Here is a 22420-nt window from a genome sequence, read left to right on the forward strand (position 1 = left end):
CGGGGCCGCGGGTCTCGTCGTCTCCGGGACCTGCGCGCGTCGCAGCAGCGCCCAGCGCGCTCAGCCGCCGCTGAGCCGCCGCGTAAAGTGGGTGGGTGACCGACGACACGACGCCCACCGCACCGCTCGCTCCGCTCTCGCAGCGCCTGGGTCCGATCGCCGCGCCCGTGCCGCCGGCGCATCCCGGGATCGCCGAGTGGCGCCCGTCGACGATCGACGATGTGGACGCCCTCACGGAGCTCTTCCGTGCGTCCGATCTCGTCGACCACCCCAGCTGGACCACCCCGCGCGAGGAGATCGAGGAGAGCTTCACGGTCTCGTGGACCGACCCGGAGCGCAACACGCTCGTCGGGTTCGACGCCGCGGGGCGCCTGATCGCGTCGGCGGCGGTGATGGTGCATCCGTCTCGCGACGCGCAGGTGCACATGTATCTGAGCGGGCGCGTGCATCCGGAGGCGCGCGGACGCGGGATCGGCCGGGAGGTCATGCGGTGGGAGCACGAGCGTGCGCTCGAGGCGCTCGCCGAGCTCGATCTCGCGCTGCCTGCCGCGATCTTCGTCTACGCCGACGAGGGCGACGTCGGCGCGCAGCACCTCGCCACGCGGCGCGGCCTGGTCGCGGAGCGGTGGTTCACGACGATGGTGCGCGACCTGTCGATCGAGATCCCCGAGGTCGAGGCATCCGGAGACGCCGTCGTGCGCGCCTATGAGCCGGCGCTGAAGGAGGCGACGCGCCTCGCGCGCAACGACGCTTTCCGCGACCACTGGGGCAGCCTCGAGACGCCTCCTGAGCGGTGGGACACGTTCGTCGAGGGTCCGTTCCTGCGCCCGGATCTGAGCCGTGTGGCCGTCGAGGGCGACCGTGTCGTCGCGTTGGCGCTCGGATCGGTCAACGAGGAGGACTGGGCCACGCAGGGCTACTCGAGTGTGTACATCGACCTCATCGGGGTGACGCGCGACCGCCGGGGGAGGCGGCTCGCCCCCGCCGTCATCGTCGCGCTGCTGCTCGCGGCTCGCGACGCCGGGCTCGAGAAGGCCGTGCTCGACGTCGACACCGAGAGTCCGACCGGCGCGAACAACCTCTACGGGCGGCTGGGCTTCGAGGCGACTGAGCGCAGCGTCGCCCTCGTCCGGCGGTACTGAGCGTCCGCGCCGGCCGGCCACGCGACGCGCGTCACTCGAACGTGCGACCCGCCGCGTGGTGCAGGCGCAGGTACGCGCGTCGTTCCACTTCGTACTGCTTCAGCGCGCGCATGTGCTCGGCGCGCTCCACGGCGGCCGCGACCGTGTCGGCGAACACGCGCCCGCCTTCGGCGCCCGGATGCACGTGGTCTCCGGCGAGCAGGTCGGTGCGCGGCGCGATCGCGCCCGACCAGTCCGCGAGGACGGTGCCCGGATGCGACCGCACGAAGGCCGCGAGGTCGGCGTTGACGCCCGGGATCCAGTCGCGCGGCGCGTAGGCGTTCACGAGCACGAGCGTCCGGTCGGGGCCGGTGATGCGCGCGACCTCTTCGAGCGAGCCGGCGTCGACGGGACCGTTCGTGCCGAGCGCCACCACGACGTACGGGCGGAGGCGGCCGGCATCCGCCAGCTGCTGCAGGATGCCCGGGGCGGCCCACATCGACCGCGAGACGCTCGCATCGACGTCGATGCCGGGGAAGCGCTCGAGCAGTCCGGGCGCCGAAGCGAGCATCACGGAGTCGCCGACCGCCGTGATCTCGGCGCCCGTCACGGGCGTCGGCGACGGCGACGGCATCGAGCCGGGGCGAGGACGGTCGGATGCCGAGCCGGCGGCTTCGCCCTCGACGGCCGTGCTCGTGGGGGAAGGCGTGGGCGACGGCGAGCGCACCTTCTCGCGGTGCAGCGCTTCGAGCCCCGCCTCGACGGCCGCCTGCCCCGACGTGACCTCGGGCGCCGCCGCGACCGCGGCGGATGCCCCGAACGTGACGACGACGGCCGCGGCCACCGACCCGATCGCGCGCCAGCGCGTGGCGGGCGATGCCGTGAGGTGACGGCTGAGCGCCGCGAGCGACCCGCGGAATCCGAGACGTCGGATCGGCTGCTCCACCCAGCGGTACGACGCCTCGGCCGCCACGAGGGTGAGCACGAGCGCGAAGACGCCCATCCAGACCGGGACGCCCGCCCCCGTCCCGCCGCCCGACGTCGCCGCGAGCAGGAGCACGATGATCGGCCAGTGCCACAGGTAGAGGCCGTACGAGCGGTCGCCGACCCACCGCAGCGGCTGCGTGTCCAGCCGCGGGCCGAACACCGACCCCGGCCACACCGCCGCGGTGATCGCGATCGCCGACAGCACGCTCGCCGCCGCGAGGGCGCCCGGGAACGTCGCCGTCGAGTCGCTCGCGGGGATCGCCGCCACGACGACGAGGCCGGCGATGGCCGCGACTCCCACGACGGCTCCCGACACGCGCCAACCGCGTCGCAGCGTCCACGCGGGCGGTGCGGCGAGCAGGCGCTCGAGCGCGAACGCGAGCGCGATGCCCAGCAGGATGCCGAACGCGTGCGTGTCGAGCCCGAAGTACGCGCGAGTGAGGTCGCCGCCGCTTGCGACGACCACCGCCATCCATCCGGCGGAGGCGGCCGCCACCAGCACCGCCGCCGCCGAGCGCGCCCAGGCCCACGGGATGAGCAGTGCCAGCGGCAGCACGAGCGGCCACAGCACGTAGAACTGCTCTTCGATCGCGAGCGACCAGACGTTTCGGAACAGCTCGGGGTTCGCCGCCGAGAAGTAGCTCGCGTCGGCGGCGATCGAGACCCAGTTGTAGCTGAAGGTCGCCGCGCCGACGATCTGGGCGCCGAGGCGCACGAGCACATCGCCGCCGATCAGCCACGCGACCGACGAGCACACGAGCAGCACGAGGGCGAGCGCAGGCAGGAGGCGCCGTGCCCGCCGCCGCCAGAACTCGACGAGCCGGATGCGGCCGGCCCGCGCGCGCTCGCGCAACAGGAGGCTCGTGATGAGGAATCCGCTGATCACGAAGAAGACGTCGACGCCGATGAAGCCGCCCTGCAGCCACCAGGCGGGGAACAGGTGATAGGCGAGGACGAGGCCCACCGCGACGGCGCGCAAGCCATCGAGCCCGGCGTACCGGGCTCGTGAAGTGATGCGCGCACTCGTATTCATGACTCAGACCCGGGGGATCACTCCAGTGTAAACGGGGTGTGCGTGCGGGCCCGTCATTCCGGGCGGCGCGAGCCGCGCGGTATCACCCCCGCCGGACACGCCTCTACCTCGGAGGGGAGCGTGCGTCGTAACATGGGCGCACCTCGGAATCTGCCGGGGTACTGGGGGTTTTCTCGCGGTGACCCGGGCACGGGACGCGCGGTGAGGAAGAGCGGACTATGGCGGAGCCGGGTCGGAGCGCCGCGGGTGCCGAATGGGTGGGCACGCCGCGGGTGAGGAGGCGCGCCGGCCTGTCCATCTACTCGCTGCTGCTGATCATGCTCCTGTCGGTGAGCGTGCTGTCGAGCATCGTGGTGGGGGTCATCGGCTACGTCAACGGCACCGAGGCGCTTCGCACGATCGCGTACGAGAAGCTCGTCGAGATCCGCGAGAACCGCAGCCGCGAGGTCGCGCAGCTCTTCGGATCGATCGAGAACACCGTGCGGCTCGGCGCGCTGAACGAGACGAGCCGCCAGGCGGCGCGCGCGTTCACCGACGCGTTCGCCGAGCTCGAGCAGCAGCGGCTCGAATCCGAGGCATCCGCGGAGCTCGATTCGTACTACCGAGACACGTTCGCGACCGCCCTCGCCGACGCGACCGGCGAAGAGGTCGACGGCTCCGCGTTCGCGCCGCGCAGTGAGGCGCAACGGTACCTGCAGTACCACTACGTCATCCCGTACGACAGTTGGGAAGACGCTGTCCGCACGGACGACGCGGGCGACGGGAGCGCGTGGTCGGCGGCGCACGCGCGGTACCACGACTATTACCGCGAGATGACGGATCTGCAGGACTTCGAGGACGTCCTCATGCTCGACACCGAGGGCAACGTCATCTACACCGCGTTCAAGGGCGTCGATCTCGGCACGAACCTACTCACGGGGCCGTACCGGCTCTCGAACCTCGCCGACGCGTACCGCGAGGTCATGACGCGCAACATCGTGGGCGACGTGGTCATCGCGGACTTCGCGGCGTACAGCCCGAGCCTCGGCAACCCCGCCGGATGGGCGGTGACGCCGATCGCCGACGGCGGCGAGGTCATCGGCGCGCTCGCGATCGAGCTTCCGATCGAGCGCGTCAACAGCGTCATGACGGTCGACGGCGAGTTCGCCGTCAACGGCCTCGGCCAGACGGGCGAGACGTACCTCGTCGGACGCGACGGGCTCATGCGCTCGATCTCGCGCCAGCTGCAGGACGACCCCGGCGAGTACGAGTCACTCGCCGTCGCGGCGGGGCTCTCACCCGCCGCGGCCGCGCTCAGCGTGCGGAACGGCAATACGCTCCTCCAGCAGCAGATCTCCGGCGACGCCGTCACGCGCGCGTTCGCGGGCGACCGCGGGACGCTGTTGGAGCGTGACTACCTGGGCCGCGAGAGTCTCACCGCGTACGCCCCGCTCGGGGTCGACGGACTCAACTGGGCGATCGTCGCGCAGCAGTCCGCGCAGGAGGCGATGGTTCCCGTCGAGGACTTCACGCGGAACCTCATCCTGTCGACCGCGGGCATGATCATCTTCGTCTGCCTGCTCTCACTCGTGCTCGCGCAGGTGTTCGTGCGGCCGCTGCGGCGCCTCAAGGTGGCCGCGCAGCGCATCGCCGCGGGCGACGAGGGCGTGCAGGTCGACGCGGGTTCCAGCGACGAGCTCGCCGACGTCGCCGACGCCTTCAACAACATGAGCCGCAGCCTGCAGGTCAAGTCGCATCTCATCGAGGAGCAGGAACGCGCGAACGAGGAGCTCATCCTGTCGTTCATGCCCGAGGGCATGGCCAATCGCTACAAGCTGGGCGACGAGGCGATCACGCAGGACAGCGAGGACGTCACGGTCGTCTTCGCCGACATCGTGGGGTTCGACGAGCTCTCGCTGTCGATGTCGTCCGAGGAGGCGGTCGCGCGCCTCAACGATCTCATCCGCTCGTTCGACGACGCCGCCGAGCGGCACGGCATCGAGCGCGTACGCACGACGCGGCAGAGCTACCTCGCGAGCTGCGGCCTCGTGAACCCGCGCGTCGACAACGCGCGCCGGGCCGTCGAGTTCGCGCTCGAGCTCGACGCGATCCTCGAGCGGTACTCGGCGCAGCAGGGCGTCGACCTGCGGCTGCGCGCGGGCCTCGACTCCGGCAAGGTCACGAGCGGCCTCATCGGGCGAGCGCGCGTCGCGTACGACATGTGGGGCGACGCGGTGAACCTCGCATTCCGCGTGCAGGGCGACTCATCCGAGCCCGGCATCTACGTCACGCAGCGCGTCGCGGACCGGCTCCCCGACGCGATCGCGCTGGAGCCGGCGGGCGAGATCGAGACGCAGACCGGCACGCAGCGCGTGTGGCGCATCGAGACCGCCTCGTCGGCGGCGGTGAGGTGAGGCATCCGTGGCCGGCATCGCATCGCAGCCCTGGTTCTGGCCCGCCGTCATCGTGTCGGTGGGGCTGCCGCTCGCGCTCATCCTGCTGACGGAGATCCACAACGCGCTCGCGCGCCGCAACAGCCGTGCCGCACCCATCGTGCTCATGGTGCGCAACTACCTCGTGCCGGTCGCGGGCGTGCTCGTGCTCATCAGCCAGCCCGGCGCGTGGGAGGGCGAGGGCACGTGGCCGCGCGTCATCTGGACGATCTTCGGGCTGCTGGTGATCGTCGTGACGATCAACGCGATCAACCACCTCGTGTTCCACAGGGCGGAGAAGGGATCGTGGCGCGACCGCTTCCCGAAGATCTTCAGCGACCTCATCCGCTTCGTGCTCATCGTGCTCGGCATCGCCGCGGTGTTCTGGTGGGTGTGGAACGCGGATGTCGCGGGCGTGTTCGCCGCGCTCGGCGTGACATCGATCGTGGTCGGCCTCGCGCTCCAGCACGCCGTCGGCTCGGTGGTGTCGGGTCTGTTCCTCATCTTCGAGTCGCCGTTCGAGCTGGGCGACTGGATCGAGGTGGGCGACGACCGTGGCCAGATCATCGAGGTGAACTGGCGCGCCGTGCACCTGGACACCGCGAACGGGATCCTCGTGATCCCGACGTCCGAGCTCGCCGGCACGTCGTTCGTGAATCTCTCGCGGAGCCCGTCGCCGTACGAGGCGTCGACCGAGCTGCTCTTCTCGACGGACGACCCACCCGGTCGCGTGCGGGAGCTTCTCGTGCAGGTGGCGCGCGACATCCCGCTCGTGTCGGAGGACGGAGAGCCGTACGCGGCGGCGCTGCCCGGTGCGCGCTACGAGGTCGGCATCCCGCTGCGCAGCCCCGGCGACCGGTTCGCGGTGCTCAACACGTTCAACACGCGCGTCTGGTACGCCGCTCGCCGGGCCGGCCTGCACCTCGACGGCGACATCACCGATGTGTGGCACACGCCCGGCCGCCTGCAGGACGCGCTGCGCCGGATCGCGCCGGCCCTGAGTCTCAAACCGGGCGAGACGGATGCGCTGGCCGGCCGCGCGCGGCTCGAGCGGTACTGCTCGGGCGAGTCGATCCTCCGCCCCGGCATGATCCCGACCGAGACGCGCTTCATCCTCGAGGGCACCGTCACGCTCGGCATCCCGACCGAGGAGCACGGCTTCGTGCAGGTCGCGCAGCTCGGGCCGGGCGACCCCATCGGCATCACCGCGCTCTCGCGCACGCAGACGATCTCGCGCGCGGTCGCTGCGAGTGAGGTCGACGTCGTCGTGCTGCCGGTTCAGGTGCTCGACGACATCGTGCGCACGCATCCGGTGGTCGCGCGCGAGTTCGTGCGCGAGAGCGAGAACCGCGTGCAGCAGGCGCGGACGGCGATGCAGGCCGTCGGCGAGAGGCTGCCGCTCGCGCGTCGTGTTCTGGGGTGACCCGGGCGTGTGCGCCTAGGCTGGTGCGGTGCGCATCCGGCTCGATCTCGCCTACGACGGCACGCACTTCCGGGGGTGGGCGCGCCAGCCCGGCCTGCGGACGGTGCAGGGCACGCTCGAGGACGCGATCGCGCGCGTGCTGGGCGGTCAGCCCCGGCTCGTCGTTGCGGGGCGGACGGATGCCGGGGTGCACGCGACAGGTCAGGTGGCGCACCTCGACCTCGACGAGGAGCAGGAGCACCGGCTCCTGTCACGTTCGGGCCGCCGCGGCGCAGGTGATCCGGTGGCGGTCCTCGCGGGGCGCATCCGCGGTGTGCTCGGCGCGTACTCCGACGTGACCGTCCACCGCACGACGATCGCGCCCGAGGGGTTCGACGCGCGCTTCTCGGCCGTGTGGCGGCGGTACTCGTACCGCATCGCGGATCAGACGACCGGCTACGACCCCCTCGAACGGCACCGCACGACGACGGTGCGCTCGGAACTCGACGTCGAGGCGATGGACGCCGCCGCCCGTTCGCTCATCGGACTCCACGACTTCGCCGCGTATTGCAAGCCGCGCGAGGAGGCGACGACGATCCGCACGCTGCTGGAATTCGACTGGCATCGAGACGCGGCCGGCGTGCTCGTCGCGAACGTGAAGGCGGACGCGTTCTGCCACAGCATGGTGCGGGCGCTGGTCGGCGGATGCGTCGCCGTCGGTCAGGGGAGGCTCGACGTCGAAGACCTCGCGTCGATCCGCGACGAGGGGGAGCGGACGAGCGACTTCACCGTGCTCGCCGCCCGGGGGCTCACTCTGACCGAGGTCGGGTACCCGGCCGACGACCAGCTCGCGGCCCGGGCGGAGCGGACGCGCGCACGGCGCGATCAGGAGTAAGGGGCGACCGAGGCGCTCAGCGCCGCCCCAGCTCGCTCAGGAGCCGCTCCACGGTGTCCGCTCCGACGCGCTCCCACCGGTCCCCGCCCTTTTCGCTCGCGAGCGACGCGGCCGCACCCGCCGTGAGCAGCAGCGCGTCGAGGTCGTATCCGACCACCGAGACCGGAGCCCAGCCCGCGCTCGCGGTGGGGCGGATCGGAAGAGCGCCGTGCACGTCGATGTGCGACACACGGTCGAGGGTGGTGCGCAGGTGGTCGCGCACGACCGCGTCGGCGCGCGGGACGAGCACGACGACCGTCCCCGGCTCGGGCGAGCCGATGTCGGACTCGGCGGGGAAGACCTCGTGCACCTCCTCCATGAACCGCGCCGAAAGCTCGGCGAGGGCGGTCGCTCCCGCCGTCTCGGCGATGTCGGCGGCGTCGTCGATGCGCAGCTGCACGAGCGACCACGGCGCGTGCGTGCGACGTGCGCGCCCGAGTCGCTCGGACGCCGTCTGGATGAAGCGCTGCCAGCCGCTGGACGCGACGGCGGACCGTGTGAGCGCGCTGTTGCGCAGCGTCACCCCGAGCACCGCGACGAGAGCGCACGCGACGTACACGAGCATCCCGAGCGACGAGAACAGGCGCAGCAGCGCGAAGTCGTCGCCGCCCGACGGTGCGAAGAGCAGCCCCGCCGCGAACGCCGTCGCACCGGTGACGACGAACGCGATCGACACGATGACGAGGGGGAGCAGGAGCCGATCGCGGCGGCGCTGCGCCGAGCGGCCCCAGTCGAGCACGAGCGCGCCCGCGAAGAGGGCTGCGGCGAGGAAGACCGCGCGATAGGCGAGACCGTACCAGCCGGAGTCGCCGACGGCGACGAGGGTCGCGGCGGAGCCGACCGCGACGACCGCGCCCGCCCACGCGTGCGGACGCAGCCCCCACAGAGCACGGAATCCCGACCACAGGAACGCCGGCGCGCCCATGAGCGCCCCCAGCGATGCCCGCCGCAGCGGTTCGGCATCGTTCAGCTCGCCGGCGATGACGCCGTACGTCGCGAGCATTCCGAGGACGAACGCGACGGTCCAGTAGAACGTGTCGCGCCCGGGCCGTGTGAGGAAGGCGATGCCGATCGCCAGCGCCGTCGCGAGCGTGGTGATCGCGGCTTGGGCGATGCCGAGCTCGAAGCCCGCTCCGCTGAGCATGTCGTTCACGATCGTGCCTCCTCGTCGACTCTCGGCGTCGCGCCGACGGAGCGCGGCAGCCGGAGGGCGACGGTCGTCCCGACACCCTTCTCGCTCTGGATGTCGAGTGTGCCGCCGTGCGCGGAGACGATCGCCGACGTGATGCCGAGGCCGAGACCGGTGCCGCTCGCGGTCTGCTTGGCTTCTTCGGCGCGGAAGTACGGTGTCGCGATCTTCGGCAGGTCCTCGGCCGAGATGCCGATCCCGTTGTCGGAGACGGTCACCGTGACATCCGACCCGTCGGCGACGCCCACGATGCGAACCCGGCCCTGTTCGGGCGTGTACTTGATGGCGTTGCTCACGAGGTTGTCGATGACCTGGCGCATGCGGAACCCGTCGGCGGTGACGGGCAGCGGCACGTCGAGCCGCAGGTCGATCTCGACGTCGTGCGCGGCGGCGGTCGGGCGGAACGAGCCGACGGACTCGATCACGATCTGCCTCAGGTCGATGTCGTCCAAGGACTCCTCGTCGGCGAAGCCGGGGCTCGTCGTGGTGAGCAGGCTGTTCGTCATCTCGAACATGCGCTCGCTCGCGGCCAGGATCGACTCGAACCTCTCGCGGGTGCGGGGCGTGAGCTCGTCCATCTCGAGGGCGAGCTCGGCGTTGCCGATCATGACGGTGAGCGGATGCTTCAGCTCATGCGACGCCATCGCGGCGAGCTGCTCGCGCTCGAGCTGCGCCTGGGTGAGGGCGGTCACGTCGTGGACGAGCAGGAGGATGCCCTCCTCCTCGTCGTCGGTGCCGCTCAGGCGCTTCGCGCTGATCGACAGTGCCCGCCACTCGCCCTCGCGTGTGAACAGCCAGACCGAGGCACCCGTGAAGGTCTCGCCTCGCGCGGCGCGGTTGAAGGGCCGCTCCGAGAGCGGCACGGGCATTCCCCGCAGACTCGTGTATTCGACCGAGCGCGCCGGGAGACTGGGATCGAGGGGATCGAGGCCGTACAGGCGCGCGTAGGCGTCGTTCACCGTGAGGACGCGGCCGCCGGCGGACAGACGCACGATGCCCGTGTCGATGCCGTTGAGGATCTCGACGGTGCGCCTCTCCTGCCCGGAATGGCGCTCCAGGCTGTTCGTGAGCCTGCGCGCCTGACGCCGCAGGAGGCGCCGCAGCGCTCTGGTGCGGCGCAGAGCGAGGTGCGCCGTGATTCCGATGAAGGTGAGCGAGAGCATCACGACGAAGATGCGCAGCGCCGCGTTGACGCTCGGGTTCAGCGCCGCCTCGAGGAGCACCAGCATGCCGATCATCGCCAGCAGGCCCGCGAGCCACACCGCCGCGAAATGCATGGCGACCCACATGACCGGGAAGAGCCACAGGAACGCGAAGCGCTGCTCGGTCTTGTTCGCCATGAGGGCGATCGCGACGGCGTCGATGAACGGCACGGCCAGGACGGCGAGGTGGGGGAGGCGCGTCCACGGGACGGCGAGCGTCGCCACCGTCACGACGACGATCGTGAAGGCCCCCGTCGTGAAGCTCCACCGCGTGAACACGTCGGGCTGCAAGGCGAGCACGAGCACGCAGATGACCACCACGCTGGCCGCCAGCACGAGCTGGGTCAGCCAGATGGAGCGCGTTCTCGCGTCGGGCGCGCCCACGGTCCACCGCGGTCCGGCCCTCCCCCCGGTAGCCATGCGGTCGATTCTACGGGCACGTCTCGCGCAGCCGTTGAGGGTCTCTTGCGAGAACCTTGCGGCGACGTTGGCGGAAGACGAACCGACCCGTGAGGTGTCGGGAGCATGCTTGTGTGCAGAGGCTCTGACGTGTCACCCGAGCACGTCGGAACCCCGTGAGCGGGTATGGGAGCCCGCGACCGGGGGAGGGAAACCGGGACCTGGGGGTCCTGGAGCGGGGAAAGAAGAGAAAACCAGGAGCTGGGGTCCTGGATCTGGGGAAAGGCGGAGGCATCCGGTGGGGAAGCGGATGCCTCCGCCCCACAGCCCCCGCGCGGGTCGCGCCGCCTACGATTCCGACGTGAGTCGGTAGCCGACGCCGCGCACCGTCTCGATGTAGCGCGGGCTGGAGGCGCTGTCGCCGAGCTTGCGACGCAGATTCGTCATGTGCGCCTCCACCGCGCGCCTGTCGGCCTCGCCCACGTAGTACCCGCTCGCGAAGGACTCGCCGCGCAGGACGAGCGTGAGGTCGGCCTTGCTGCGCACGCGGCGCTTGGACTCGAGCAGCGTCGCGAGAAGGTCGAACTCGGTGCGTGTGAGATCGAGCTCCTCACCATCGCGCTTCACGACGCGCTGTTCGGGGTGGAGCCGGATGTCGCGGTGCACGAGCCACTCGTCGTCGGCATCTCCTGGTCGCGTGGGGGAGGGGCCGGATGCCGCGCCCGCCGGCGCGACCGGAGCCCTCGCGGCCCCGGGTCGGCCGGCCGCGGATGAAGGTCCCGTGCCACTGGTGGGCGCCGGAGACACCGCTCCGCCCTGCAGCGGCCTCACGCCCGTCCGGCGCAGGGCCGCGTCGATGCGCGCGCGCAGCTCGCGCGGGCGGAAGGGCTTGAGCAGATAGTCGTCGGCTCCGGCTCCGAGTCCGGCCACGACGTCGGCCTCATCGGAGAGTGCGGTGAGCATGATGATGTACGTGTCGGACTGGGCACGGATCCGCCGCGCGGCCTCGAAACCGTCGATGCCGGGCATCGACACGTCGAGTGTCGTCAGGAGCGGCTGGTGCGCGGCGACGGCGCGAACGCCGTCGAGCCCGTTCTCCGCGGACACGGTCGCGAAGCCGGCGGCCTCGAGCACCTGGGAGAGGATGCGGCGGATCTCCGGGTCGTCCTCGATGATGACGGCAGTACGGAGTTCGTCGGCCGGGGCGTTCATGCAGTCCTTCCTCAAGGCCCGCCATGCGTCGAGATCCGACCCCAGCTGCGGTTCTCGATGTGATGGTGAGGCACTCCGATGCTACACGCGGCCGGCACACCGGCTCCGCGGGCCGAATCGCCTCGCGATCAGGATCGGTTCAGCCCCACGGCATAGGCTGTGAACGGCATGAGGGTCATCTCCTACAACCTGCGCAAGCACCGCGCCGCCCGTGAGCTCGCGGGGCTCGTGGATCGGCACGGCGCCGACGTGCTGTGCCTTCAGGAGGTCGACACGCGCGACATGCCCGACATGATCGAGGGGCTGCGGCTCGCGCAGGCGACGCAGCGCAACCGCCTCGGCCTCGCCGTCTATTACCGCGAGAACACCTTCCGTGCGATCGAGGTCCGCTCCCTCGCGCTCAAGAAGTCTCTGCACGACCGCGTGCTCAAGCCGGCGGAGGAGCGGATGCTCGGCGTGCGGCTGCACGACATCGACGACGGCCGCGAGTTCATCGTCGCCTCGTTCCACGCCGCGCCGCTGACGGCGCTCAACTCGTTGCGGCGGCACCAGATCCGCACGGCGCTGACGGCGCTCGAGCAGCTCGGTGAAGGTCTTCCGGCCCTCATGGTCGGCGACTTCAACTACCCCGTGTTCAAGGAGAACCTCGGGCAGAAGGTGCGTGAGCAGGGCTACGAGCTGTCGTTGAGCGACGCGCGCACGTACACGCGGTACCGCTTCTTCCGCGGGCACTACGACTTCGCGACCTCGGTCGGCTTCACGATCGAGCGCGTCCGCACGCTTCCCCAGGGCCTGAGCGACCACCTGCCGATCCTCGTGACGGCCGAGCTGTCGGCCGACGCGGCGCGCGGCGCGGCGTGACCTCCCATCGGTAGGCTGGAGTCACAGCCCGGCGAAGGGATGCCTCATGAGCAGCACCATCATCGTTGGAGTCACCGCGGCACCCGCCGCCCGACGAGCCGTCGACTGGGCGATGGCGCGTGCCGCCGAGCGCGGCCAGACGGTCGAGCTCGTCGCGGTCGTGGGCGGAGCGATCGGCGCGGTGGGCGAGGAGTCCGTGCTCAACGATGCCGTCGAGCAGACCCGCACGCTCCTCGCCGAGGAGGCGGCCCGCGTCGCGGAGCGCGGCGTGCAGGTCACCACGCGGGTCGGCCGGGGCAATCCGGTCGCGTGGCTCATCGAGGCATCCGCCGATGCGAATCTCCTCGTGATCGGCAGCGACTACAAAGGGCCGGGCACGGGTCCCGCACGCGGCGCGCACGGACTGCGGATCGCCGCCGGTGCCAAGTGTCCCGTGGTCGTCGTGCCCGACCTCGACTTCGAGGGGCGCTCGGGCGTCGTCGTGGGCGTCGACGGCTCCGAGGCATCCGAGGCCGCGGTCCGGTTCGCAGCCGCCGAGGCCGATCGCCTGCGCGAGCCGCTCATCGCGGTCACGGTGTGGACCCCGCTCGAGGCACCTCGCAACCTCGGCTGGTACCCCGAGGAGTACCTCGAGAACATGCGGCTGCTCGCGGAGGAATCGCTCGCGCTGTCGCTCGCGGGAACGCGCCAGGACTACCCCGATCTGGAGATCGTGACGCGCGTCGAACGCGGGTATCCGTCGCTCATCATCAACGAGATCGCGGCCACCGCGCGGCTCGCCGTGATCGGCACGCACGGCCGGGGTGCGCTCGCTCGGTTCCTGCTCGGATCGATCAGCCAGGAGGTGCTCGCGCGCCTCGCGACGGTCACCGCCGTCGTGCGCTGAAGACGGGCTCAACGCAGTCTCAAGAAGCACCTTCATACGGCGCGTCGTACGTCTTATGCGCGCGAATGGGTGATCATCAGCGTTTGTCTCGTAGCATGGTGCCCAATCAATGACGGCTCCGCTGGTTTTGGGGGGTGACCATCCGGCGTCCGTTCGTCGAGTTCGCCGGCGCCATCGCCGGGGGGAGGGGGCGAACGACCTCAGCACGCCTGCAGCTCGATGACTCTGCATCCGACGATCCTCAACGCTGTACGTTTCCCGGTTTCTCGTGCGCGCGGGACAGGCGAATACACCGGCCTGCCCGTTCCACCGATCGTGATCGCCGCGGCGATCCTTCTGCTTGGCATCGGGCTCGCGGCGGCGACGACGACCGACCCGCTGTGGTGGCATCTGCACTTCAGCAGGCTCGGCATGTTCGACGACTTCTCGGGCAACACCTTCAATGCGACGCTCACGGTCGTCGGCGGCGTGATCGCGCTGGGGGCTCAGCCGTTGCGCGCTCAGCTGCGGTTCGCGGTCGGTCTCGGCGTGGTCCGCCGGGCGAACGCCGTGACCGTCCTGCCGGCCGCGGTGGCGGGGCTCGGCATCAGCATGTCGGTCGCCGGCATGATCCCGCTGTCGGTGAGCGAGTTCCTGCACGAGCGCGGCGCGAACGGCATGCTCATCTCGTTCGCGGTCGTGCTCGGCGCCTCGCGCTGGTCTCTGAAGGGCGTCTCGGTCGCCGTTCGACGTGTCGCGGATGTCTCGGCCGTCGTCCTGGCGGTCGGGATCGCCGCGATGGTCGTCGGGATCATCAACCTCGCAGCCCTCGAGGCGATCATGTTCACCCTTGTGCTCGTCTCGATCTACAACCTCTCGCGGAGCCTGGACCGATGCCTCCTCGGGCATCCGTCCGAGTCGCCCGCCGCTCTGGAAGACGACGCGGTCGCTGCTCAGCCGGAGTTCACGGAGCTGCGCCAGGACCGCAGCGGCGACGCCGGTCGCGTCGCGGCCTCATGCGTTGCGCCGCGCGGTACGCTCGCCCTCTTGGAGATGCCGGTGTGGACCCCTCGACGCCGGCGTCGGGCGCGAGTGCTCACGGTGTGCGCGCGCGCTCCGTCTGCGCGGCCACGGCGAGTCTCGGATCCGGATCGCGCCACTTCTCGATCCCTTGCACCACCCAGAACGCGAAGAACAGCACCAACGCGGCGGCCTCGGTGATCAGCACGACCGGCACACCGGTCGCGTCGGCCTGCGGGAGCAGCACGACGTAGAGCACGAGAAGCAGTGCCAGCCCGACCGCGATCGCGGTGTAGATCACGCGGAAGACAGGAGGCGGCGGTGCCTCGCGCCGCGGGAACGCGTTGCGGATCGTCACGGCGGCGAACAGTCCGAAGAAGGCGACCGTCACGATGAAGTGGCCCTGGTCGAGGAACAGCCCGCGCGCGAACGACCACGTGAGCGCGACCGCGACGAGCACCGCGACGGTGAAGACGAGCGACGCCGCGATGCTCGCGAGCGACGTCTGCCTGAGCGCGACCAGCAGCAGCGCGACGAGCACCGTGAGCGCGCCGACGATGAGATACGTCGTGACGCCGGTCGCGGCATCCGCCTCGTATCCGCTCGGGAAGCAGCGACCGTCGCACGCGACCTCCACACCCGGGATCGACCCGGGCACCACCGTCGTCGGCACCACCGCGATGAGCGGCGCGAACACGGCCGCAGCGTCGAGCAGGAAGCGCTCCGCTCCGCGCCCCGAGAGCGCCACGAGGGCGAGCGCCACCGCGACGAGCGCGCCGACGAAGGCGTCTCGCGCAGACGTGTAGTAATAGTCGCTCACGGATGTGAGCCACCCGACGGATGCCGCGGCCACCCCGACCGCCGTGAAGATGACGACCACCGCGCCGGCGACGCCGATGCGGAGGTATCGATACGTGCGCTCGAGCGATGTCGAGACGGGGGGCGGCGCCATGCGCACACCCTATCGGCGGGCGTCGACACGCCCGCGACGGCGGGCCGTCAGGGGCGGCCCATGCCGCGGTAGGTCCAGCCCGCCGCCCGCCACGCGGCGGCGTCGAGGCAGTTGCGCCCGTCGACGATGACGCGCCCCGCGGTGAGGCTCGCCGCGTGCTCGGGCGTGAGGCGGCGCCGGTATTCGTCCCACTCCGTGACGACGACCACGGCGTCCGCCCCACGCAGCGCCTCGTCGCGATCGTCGACGTAGCGCAGTTGCGGGTAGCGGAGGCGCGCGTTGTCGAGGGCCGCGGGATCGGTCACCGTGACGGCGGCGCCGAGGCCCTTGAGCCGCACCGCGACCTCGAGCGCCGGGGAGTCGCGGATGTCGTCGCTGTGCGGCTTGAATGCCGCGCCGAGCACCGTGATCCGCTTCTCGAACACCTGTCCGCCGAGGGCGTCGACGGTGAGCTGCACGGCCCGCTCGCGGCGGCGCAGGTTGACCGCCTCCACCTCGCGCAGGAACGCCACGGACTCCCCGCGCCCCAGCTCCTCCGCGCGTGCGACGAACGCGCGGATGTCCTTCGGGAGGCATCCGCCGCCGAAGCCGATGCCCGAGCCGAGGTAGCGGCGCCCGATCCGCCCGTCGTGGCCGAGCGCGTCGGCGAGCAGCGTGACGTCGGCGCCCGTCACCTCTGCGATCTCGGCCATCGCGTTGATGAACGAGATCTTCGTCGCGAGGTACGCGTTGGCGGCGACTTTGACGAGCTCCGCGGTCGCCCAGTCGGTGACGAGGAACGGGGTCCCGGATGCGACGGTGTCGCGATACACCTCGCGCAGCACGGCGGCTGCTGCCTCGCCCGCCGGCGTGCCGGCGACTCCGACGACGATGCGGTCGGGTTCGATGCTGTCGCGTACCGCCCACCCCTCGCGCAGGAACTCAGGATTCCACACGAGCGCCGCACCGCGCGCCTCGACGCGCGGTGAGAGGCGCTCAGCCGTGCCGACGGGGACCGTGGACTTCGCCGCGACGACCTGCCCGCGCTCGAGATGCGGCGCGAGCTCGTCGATCGCCTGCTCGACGAACGTCAGGTCGGCCGCGCGACCCGTCTTCCGCTCGGGCGTTCCCACGCAAACGAAGTGCACCGTGGCGCCCGCGACGTCGGCGATGTCGGTCGTGAAGCGCAGCCTGCCGGCGTCGAGGCCCTCGCGCAGCAGCTCCTCCAGGCGCGGCTCGAAGAAGGGCGCGACGCCCTGCGACAGCGCGGCGATGCGTTCGCCGTCGATGTCCACGCCGACGACCTCGTGCCCCATCGACGCGAGCGCCGCCGAGTGCACGGCGCCGAGGTAGCCGCATCCGATGACCGATATCCGCAACGTCACACCGCGCCCGCCCGCGCCCACTGATGACCGCCCTCGGCGCGGGCCTTGTCCATCGCCGAGTGCGCGGCGGCGATGAGGGTGTCGAGGTCGTAGCCGTGCGTACGCGCGCACGCGGATCCGACGCTCGCGGAGAACTCGACGGCGAGGGGCTGATCGGCGCGCACCGTGGAGACGCGATCGAGCAGGTCGCGGATGCAGTCGCGCAGCGCCGAGTCGGGCCGTGCCACGAGCACGAGGAAGCCGCCGCTGCCGTCCCCGAAGATGTCGGCCTCGGCCGGGAACGCCGCGCGTACATCGGAGCCGAGGCGCGCGACGATGCGACGGAACGCGTCGTCGCCGCCCGCGGCGCGCAGGGCGTCGGTGTCGTCCAGAGACAGCGCGACGAGGCACCATGACGTCTCGCCGGCGGCTTCGGCGCGCGTGAGACGGTCGCGCGCCGTGTCCCAGAACGCCTCACCGGCCCCCGAACGGCCGCGGGACTCGTCAGGATTGCGCGCGATCGCGAGCAGCGTGATGAGCGCACACGTGAGGTAGGCGACGACGCCGATCGACTTGAGGTCGGGCAGCACATGCTGCTCGTTACCCGACAGGAAGCCGACGACGGCCGCCACGATGCTCGCGGTGCCGATGATCGGGAGGAGACCCGAGACGACCAGCAGCGGCAGGAGGCGGCCCATGTCGCGCTCGTGCCGGCGGATGAGCTCGATGACCGTGAGTCCCGCCCAGATCGCGCCGATGAAGTAGGCGACGGAGTACACGAGCGAGTGAGGCGGGTGTCCGACGCTCACCATGAGCACGGCCGCCGAGAACGTCGCGACGAGCGGGCCGCTCCACCCATGCGGCCGCACGCCGCGAGCGGCGCGCAGGCCCGACCACACGAACGCGGGGGCGCTCATCATCATGCCCTCGGAGAGCTCGCCGAGGATCGGCATCCGGTTCGCCTCGGCGATGAGCACGCCGTAGCTGGCGAACATGAGCACCAGGAACATGATGGACCACAGCAGAGTCGCCGGCGACGGTCGATAGAGGAACCCCAGGCCCACCATGAGGATCGTGGTCAGGGTGGCCAGGACGGCTGTGAGCACCGAGCCGTCCACGGTCGCTGTCGTCATGTCGCCTCCGCCGGTATCCGGGTCGTCACGGTCGTGCCGACGCCCAGTGCGCTGTCGATGTGGATCGTCCCTCCGTGTGCTTCGACGATCGTGCGGACGATCCCGAGCCCGAGCCCCGTCCCCGGGATGCCGCTCTCGACGGCGGTCTCGGACCGGAAGTAGGGCTCGAAGATGCGGGGCAGGTCGCTCTCGGCGATGCCGATGCCCGTATCGGCGACGACGAGCTCGACCATCGATCCGTCCCGGCGGACGCTGACGTCGACCGACCCGCCCGGGCGCGTGTACTTGAGCGCGTTGCCCACGAGGTTGTCGGCGAGCTGGCGCAGGCGGAACGCGTCGCCCCAGATCATGAGGGGCTCGCCCGGTTCGAGGGTCAGCCGCACACGGTGGTCGTTCGCGGTCACCGCGAACGATTCCACGGATGCCTCGACGACTGCCCGCAGGTCGGAGACGGCTCGCGGATCCCGGTCGGCGCGCGTCGTCGCGTCCGGTCGAGCGGAGAGGATCGTCGAGACGAGCTGGATCATCCGCTCGGTCGACTCCTCGATGATGAGCAGCCGCTTGCGCTCGCGATCGTCGATCCGGTCGCTCTCCAGCAGACGATCGGTGTGCCCGAGGATCGCCGTGAGCGGGTTGCGCAGCTCGTGCGACACCTGCGCCGCGAGCGCCTGGCGTCGCTTGTCGGCGGCGATCAGCTCGGTGATGTCCTCGGCGATGATCATCGTGCTGTCCTCTTCGCCGGGCCGGGGAGTCTGGTGCCGCGTCGTGATCGACAGCGCGTGCCACCTCCCGTCCGAGTCGTACAGCCACACGCGCTCGTCCTCGAACTCCTCGCCACGCATCGCGCGGTCGAACGTGCGCTCTCCGGCGCGGAGCGCATTGCCGCGCAGGCCGTCGTACTCGACGGAGTGGGCAGGCTGGGTGGGGTCGGACTCGTCGATCGCGTACAGCGAGCGGTACGCCGCGTTCGTCGACAGGAGCTCGCCGGACGAGCTCACGCGCGCGAGCCCGATATGGATGGCGTCGAGCATGTCGCTGATGCGGCGCCTCTCGGTCGAGACCGTGTCGAGCGAATGGCGGATGCGCTGCGACTGCCGCGTCAGGAGGGTGCGGAAGGCGCGCCCCTGGCGCGCCGTGGCGTGGATCGCGATGCCGACGAAGGCGAGCGCGAGGACCGCGATGATGACGCGCAGCGCGCTCGCGGGCGACGGCTCGTTGGCGAGCACCTCGATGAGGGTGATGACCGCGACGACGGCGAGGGCCGCCACGAGGCGCGAGAGCGGGAACTGCGACGCGAGCCACGTCACGGGGAAGACCCACAGGTGCGAGAGCCGCAGCTCGGTGCTGAAGGTCAGCAGGCCGACCCACAGGATGTCGAGGTACGGCAGCCACACGGCGGAGCCCTCGGGCAGGCGTCGCCACGGTATGACGAGCGCGGCGATGGTCGTGGCGAAGACGCCGCCCACGCCGATCACGAGCGGCGCGATGCGGAGCACCGCCGGGTCCAGGACGTACCCGACGGCGACGATGATCGCGACGACGGCGGCGAAGAGCAGCTGCCACATCCACACGTTGCGGATGTCGGCGTCGGTTCCCCTGACTTCGGAGCCGCGGTCGATCAGCGGGATGACACCGGTCGACACGGCGGCTCCTCGACCGGACGGGGTCATCGCCTCGTCGCGGTTCCCGTGAGTCGGTAGCCGACGCCTCGCACCGTCTCGATGTAGCGGGGGTCGGTGGGATCCTCGTCGAGCTTGCGTCGCAGCTTCGCGATGTGGGTCTCGATCGTCCTCATCTCGACGTCCGTGACCTCGGCGTCGGAGGCGCCGCGCTGGCTGCGCACAGCCAGGGCGAGCTCTTCCTTCGTGCGGACCCGCTGTCCTGTCTCCATGAGGGCCGCGAGCAGGTCGAACTCGGTGCGGGTCAGCCCGACGTCGACCCCGTCGCGTGCCGCGATGCGGGTCGAGCGGTCGACCACGAGGTCGTCGTACACGAGGGCCACCGGCTCCGGGCCGGTCGACCCGTTCTCGGGAACCGGCGCCGCCTCGGCGGGCGTGTCGGACTTCGCCCGTCGCAGCACCGCCTCGATGCGCGCGCGGAACTCGCGCGGCCGGAAGGGCTTCGGGACGAAGTCGTCCGCGCCCGCGGACAGTGCCAGCACGGCATCGGCCTCATCGGTCAGCGCCGAGACGACGATGATGTGGGTGGCGCTGCGGTCGCGCACGCGGCGGGTCGCTTCGAGGCCGTCGATGCCGGGCATGTTGATGTCGACGGTGGTGATGAGGGGGTCGTGCTCGACGACGGCATCGACGCCCTCGACGGTGTTGGAGGCGCCGAAGGCACGGAAGCCCGCCGACTCGAAGATGTCGAGCAGCAGCTCCCGGACGACGTCATCGTCCTCGATGACGACCGCCGTCGCCCCCTTCGCGCCGATGTTCACCGGCACCTCCCCTACGTGCGCCCTGCCCGGATTCTCGTGCACCCAGCCCGAATTGTTCCACATCTCCACCCCGTGCCCCCGCCACGTCGCGGGGGCCTCCGTCAATGGATTCAGGTCCTGCATGTCGCCTCCTGCCCAGAAGCTCCGCCGATGGTCGGCGTCGACACGAGCGCGAGCCGCGGAGCGGACGGTTCGCTGGGACGCGCGGCGAGCGTGAGGGTCGCGGATGCCCCGGGCTCCACGTCCACGCTCACGCTCACGACACGGCGTCCGTCGTGCACACCGCCGCCGAAGCCGACATCGCCTGTCACAGACGCGTCGACGAGATCGAAGCCCGGCGGAAGGTAGATGTAGGCGACCGTGCGCACCGTGCCCGGCTCGAGGCCGTACTCGCCTCCGGACGTCACGTACCGCGGGAGGTCCGCGGCATCCGCGGGTGCGTTGTTCTCGATCGTGACCGAGACCTCGGCGACCCCTGTGACTCCGTCCGGCCCGCTCTCGCACGAGACCCATCGGACGGACGGGGTCGCCGCTTGATAGAAGTCCATCTTGGAGCCGGTGCCGTCATTGAGGTACACGCCGAAGCGTGCGGTCTGATCGTCGCTGCCGGGCAATCGTCCGGCGAGGGCGGTGCCGTCGATGATCGCCTGGTCGTCGGGATGCGCACTCCACACGAGCAGGCGCCGCTCGTCGGCGGCGCGGCCGAGCGCCGAGACGAGGCGCGCGGTGTCGAGCCGGCCCGCGGTGACGGCCGAGAAGACCGCTTCGGCCGCACCCGCGAAGAACGCGTCCTGGTCGGCGGGCCGGTCGAACCGCAGGTACGAGTCGCGCAGGAGCGTCTTGACGACGTCGGAAGCCGTGAGCCGGTCTCCTGCGGGCGTCGTGATGGGGCCCGTGGCCTTCAGGAGGTACGAGAGCGCGACGGGGTCGAACGAGATGACGCCGTCCACACGCTGCCCGTCGTGCTCGCGCGCCCACATCTCCTGCGCGAGCGACGCCGACACCGCGAAGTCGGGCACCTGCGTGATGTTCTGGATCCACCGGCCGGGGTTCGCACCGTAGATGCCGTGGACCTCGGGCCCGAGATCGAGCACCGACTCGCGGTAGCGGCGGTAGTCGGCCGTCGACTCCTGCCTCACGAGCTCGACACGGCCGTCCTCGACGTGCACGAGCGCCATCGCACCCGGGATGCCGCCGAGCGAGCGCCATTCGGCGTTGTTCTGGAAGAGGAGCAGGTAGTCGCGGGGTCCTTCGGCGCCCAGCATCGACGGGAGGAGGTCGCCCGCCCGCGCGAACGCATCCGCGCCGCCGTGCGCGGTGGCGAGCAGGTCCGCGACCTGGTCGACGGCGTCGCGCACCGGCCCGATGAGCGCGCCGCGATCGATCTGCGAGACCGTCGCGAGGGCCGCCTGGAGGCGTTCGGCGGCCCGTCCGGCGTCGGCGCCGAGCCCCGCGAGCGGTGCCGGGTCGATGCGTCCGCTCTGCGGGCGGAGGGCCGTGAGGTCGAGTTGCGACACCGACAGGGCCAGCGGAGTGAGGGCGTCGCCGACGGCGTCGTCCACCGCGCCCGTGAGCACGCCCACGGCCCCCAGTTGCGCGCCGAGCCACGGGATGCCCTCGGCGGCACGCCAGATCGGGTCGGAGGTCAGGGCGCGCGCGGCGGCGGTGTGGTCTGCGGCCTCGGCGAGCGTGCTCGCCATCGCGGTCGGATCGTCGAGCAGACTCCGCATGTCCTGCGCGGTCGCCTGCACCGCCCGGAGGTGGCCGTGCGCGAGCGCGGCGCGGATGCCGATCCACGCGGCGCCGGCGATGACGGCGGCAGCGAGCACCACGATGACGACCCACGCCCCGGTCATCCCCTTCGACCGCACGCGAGGGCCGACCCCAACGTGTCGCAGCCCCATTGTCTGTGCCCC

The 22420-nt window shown here is 71.2% G+C and carries 16 protein-coding genes; 6 read left to right on the forward strand and 10 right to left on the reverse strand.

What is annotated here, in order from left to right; translation table 11 throughout:
* Positions 1-95 precede the first annotated feature (95 nt).
* The gene (locus VNR19_RS05785; protein WP_325724783.1) at positions 96-1142 is read left to right on the forward strand and encodes a GNAT family N-acetyltransferase; all 1047 of its coding nucleotides are present in this window, start codon (positions 96-98) and stop codon (positions 1140-1142) included.
* A gap of 31 nt (positions 1143-1173) precedes the next feature.
* Here the strand turns inward: VNR19_RS05785 and VNR19_RS05790 are convergent, their stop codons facing one another.
* Complete coding sequence (locus tag VNR19_RS05790) at positions 1174-3141, reverse strand: acyltransferase family protein (RefSeq protein ID WP_325724785.1); 1968 nt, start codon at positions 3139-3141, stop codon at positions 1174-1176.
* A 218-nt stretch (positions 3142-3359) separates the two neighbouring features.
* Between VNR19_RS05790 and VNR19_RS05795 the strand changes: the two genes are divergently transcribed.
* From VNR19_RS05795 to truA, 3 genes are read left to right on the forward strand one after another with little or no spacing between them, the layout of a single operon-like run.
* Positions 3360-5534, forward strand: coding sequence for an adenylate/guanylate cyclase domain-containing protein (locus tag VNR19_RS05795; protein WP_325724787.1), 2175 nt, complete (start codon positions 3360-3362; stop codon positions 5532-5534).
* Positions 5535-5541: 7 nt separating this feature from the next.
* On the forward strand, positions 5542-6975 hold the full coding sequence (locus VNR19_RS05800; RefSeq protein ID WP_325724789.1) for a mechanosensitive ion channel domain-containing protein: 1434 nt from the start codon (positions 5542-5544) through the stop codon (positions 6973-6975).
* A 28-nt stretch (positions 6976-7003) separates the two neighbouring features.
* On the forward strand, positions 7004-7849 hold the full coding sequence (gene truA, locus VNR19_RS05805) for a tRNA pseudouridine(38-40) synthase TruA (RefSeq protein ID WP_325724791.1): 846 nt from the start codon (positions 7004-7006) through the stop codon (positions 7847-7849).
* 16 nt (positions 7850-7865) lie between these two features.
* On the opposite strand, the gene VNR19_RS05810 is transcribed toward truA, so the two are convergent.
* The 3 genes from VNR19_RS05810 to VNR19_RS05820 all read right to left on the reverse strand — a co-directional run bounded on the left by VNR19_RS05810 (position 7866) and on the right by VNR19_RS05820 (position 11890).
* Complete coding sequence (locus tag VNR19_RS05810) at positions 7866-9032, reverse strand: hypothetical protein (RefSeq protein WP_325724837.1); 1167 nt, start codon at positions 9030-9032, stop codon at positions 7866-7868.
* 5 nt (positions 9033-9037) lie between these two features.
* Entirely contained in the window at positions 9038-10699 is a 1662-nt protein-coding gene (locus VNR19_RS05815; protein WP_325724793.1) for a sensor histidine kinase, read from the reverse strand.
* A 327-nt stretch (positions 10700-11026) separates the two neighbouring features.
* A complete protein-coding gene (locus VNR19_RS05820) occupies positions 11027-11890 on the reverse strand; it encodes a response regulator transcription factor (protein WP_325724795.1) in 864 nt (287 codons plus the stop codon).
* A gap of 168 nt (positions 11891-12058) precedes the next feature.
* On the opposite strand from VNR19_RS05820, the gene VNR19_RS05825 reads away from it, so the two are divergent.
* Entirely contained in the window at positions 12059-12751 is a 693-nt protein-coding gene (locus tag VNR19_RS05825; protein ID WP_325724797.1) for an endonuclease/exonuclease/phosphatase family protein, read from the forward strand.
* Positions 12752-12797: 46 nt separating this feature from the next.
* Positions 12798-13637 (forward strand): universal stress protein, encoded by an 840-nt coding sequence (locus tag VNR19_RS05830; protein WP_325724799.1) that lies wholly within the window; start codon positions 12798-12800, stop codon positions 13635-13637.
* 1075 nt (positions 13638-14712) lie between these two features.
* Here VNR19_RS05830 and VNR19_RS05835 read toward each other — a convergent pair.
* Genes VNR19_RS05835 through VNR19_RS05860 form a run of 6 tightly spaced genes read right to left on the reverse strand, consistent with a single transcriptional unit; the run spans position 14713 to position 22360 of the window.
* Positions 14713-15588: a hypothetical protein gene (locus VNR19_RS05835; RefSeq protein ID WP_325724801.1), complete on the reverse strand. Its 876-nt coding sequence runs from the start codon at positions 15586-15588 to the stop codon at positions 14713-14715.
* Positions 15589-15635: 47 nt separating this feature from the next.
* Positions 15636-16946, reverse strand: coding sequence for a UDP-glucose dehydrogenase family protein (locus VNR19_RS05840; protein WP_325724803.1), 1311 nt, complete (start codon positions 16944-16946; stop codon positions 15636-15638).
* A gap of 2 nt (positions 16947-16948) precedes the next feature.
* On the reverse strand, positions 16949-18064 hold the full coding sequence (locus VNR19_RS05845) for a diguanylate cyclase domain-containing protein (RefSeq protein ID WP_325724805.1): 1116 nt from the start codon (positions 18062-18064) through the stop codon (positions 16949-16951).
* Entirely contained in the window at positions 18061-19707 is a 1647-nt protein-coding gene (locus VNR19_RS05850; RefSeq protein WP_325724807.1) for a sensor histidine kinase, read from the reverse strand. Before VNR19_RS05850 ends, VNR19_RS05845 begins: the two co-directional genes overlap by 4 nt.
* 23 nt (positions 19708-19730) lie before the next feature.
* Positions 19731-20627: a response regulator transcription factor gene (locus VNR19_RS05855; RefSeq protein ID WP_325724809.1), complete on the reverse strand. Its 897-nt coding sequence runs from the start codon at positions 20625-20627 to the stop codon at positions 19731-19733.
* A complete protein-coding gene (locus VNR19_RS05860; protein WP_325724811.1) occupies positions 20615-22360 on the reverse strand; it encodes a DUF4012 domain-containing protein in 1746 nt (581 codons plus the stop codon). Before VNR19_RS05860 ends, VNR19_RS05855 begins: the two co-directional genes overlap by 13 nt.
* Between the last annotated feature and the right edge of the window lie 60 nt (positions 22361-22420).

The sequence above is a fragment of the Microbacterium sp. genome (assembly GCF_035556355.1).
In the GTDB taxonomy this organism is placed as follows: domain Bacteria; phylum Actinomycetota; class Actinomycetes; order Actinomycetales; family Microbacteriaceae; genus Microbacterium.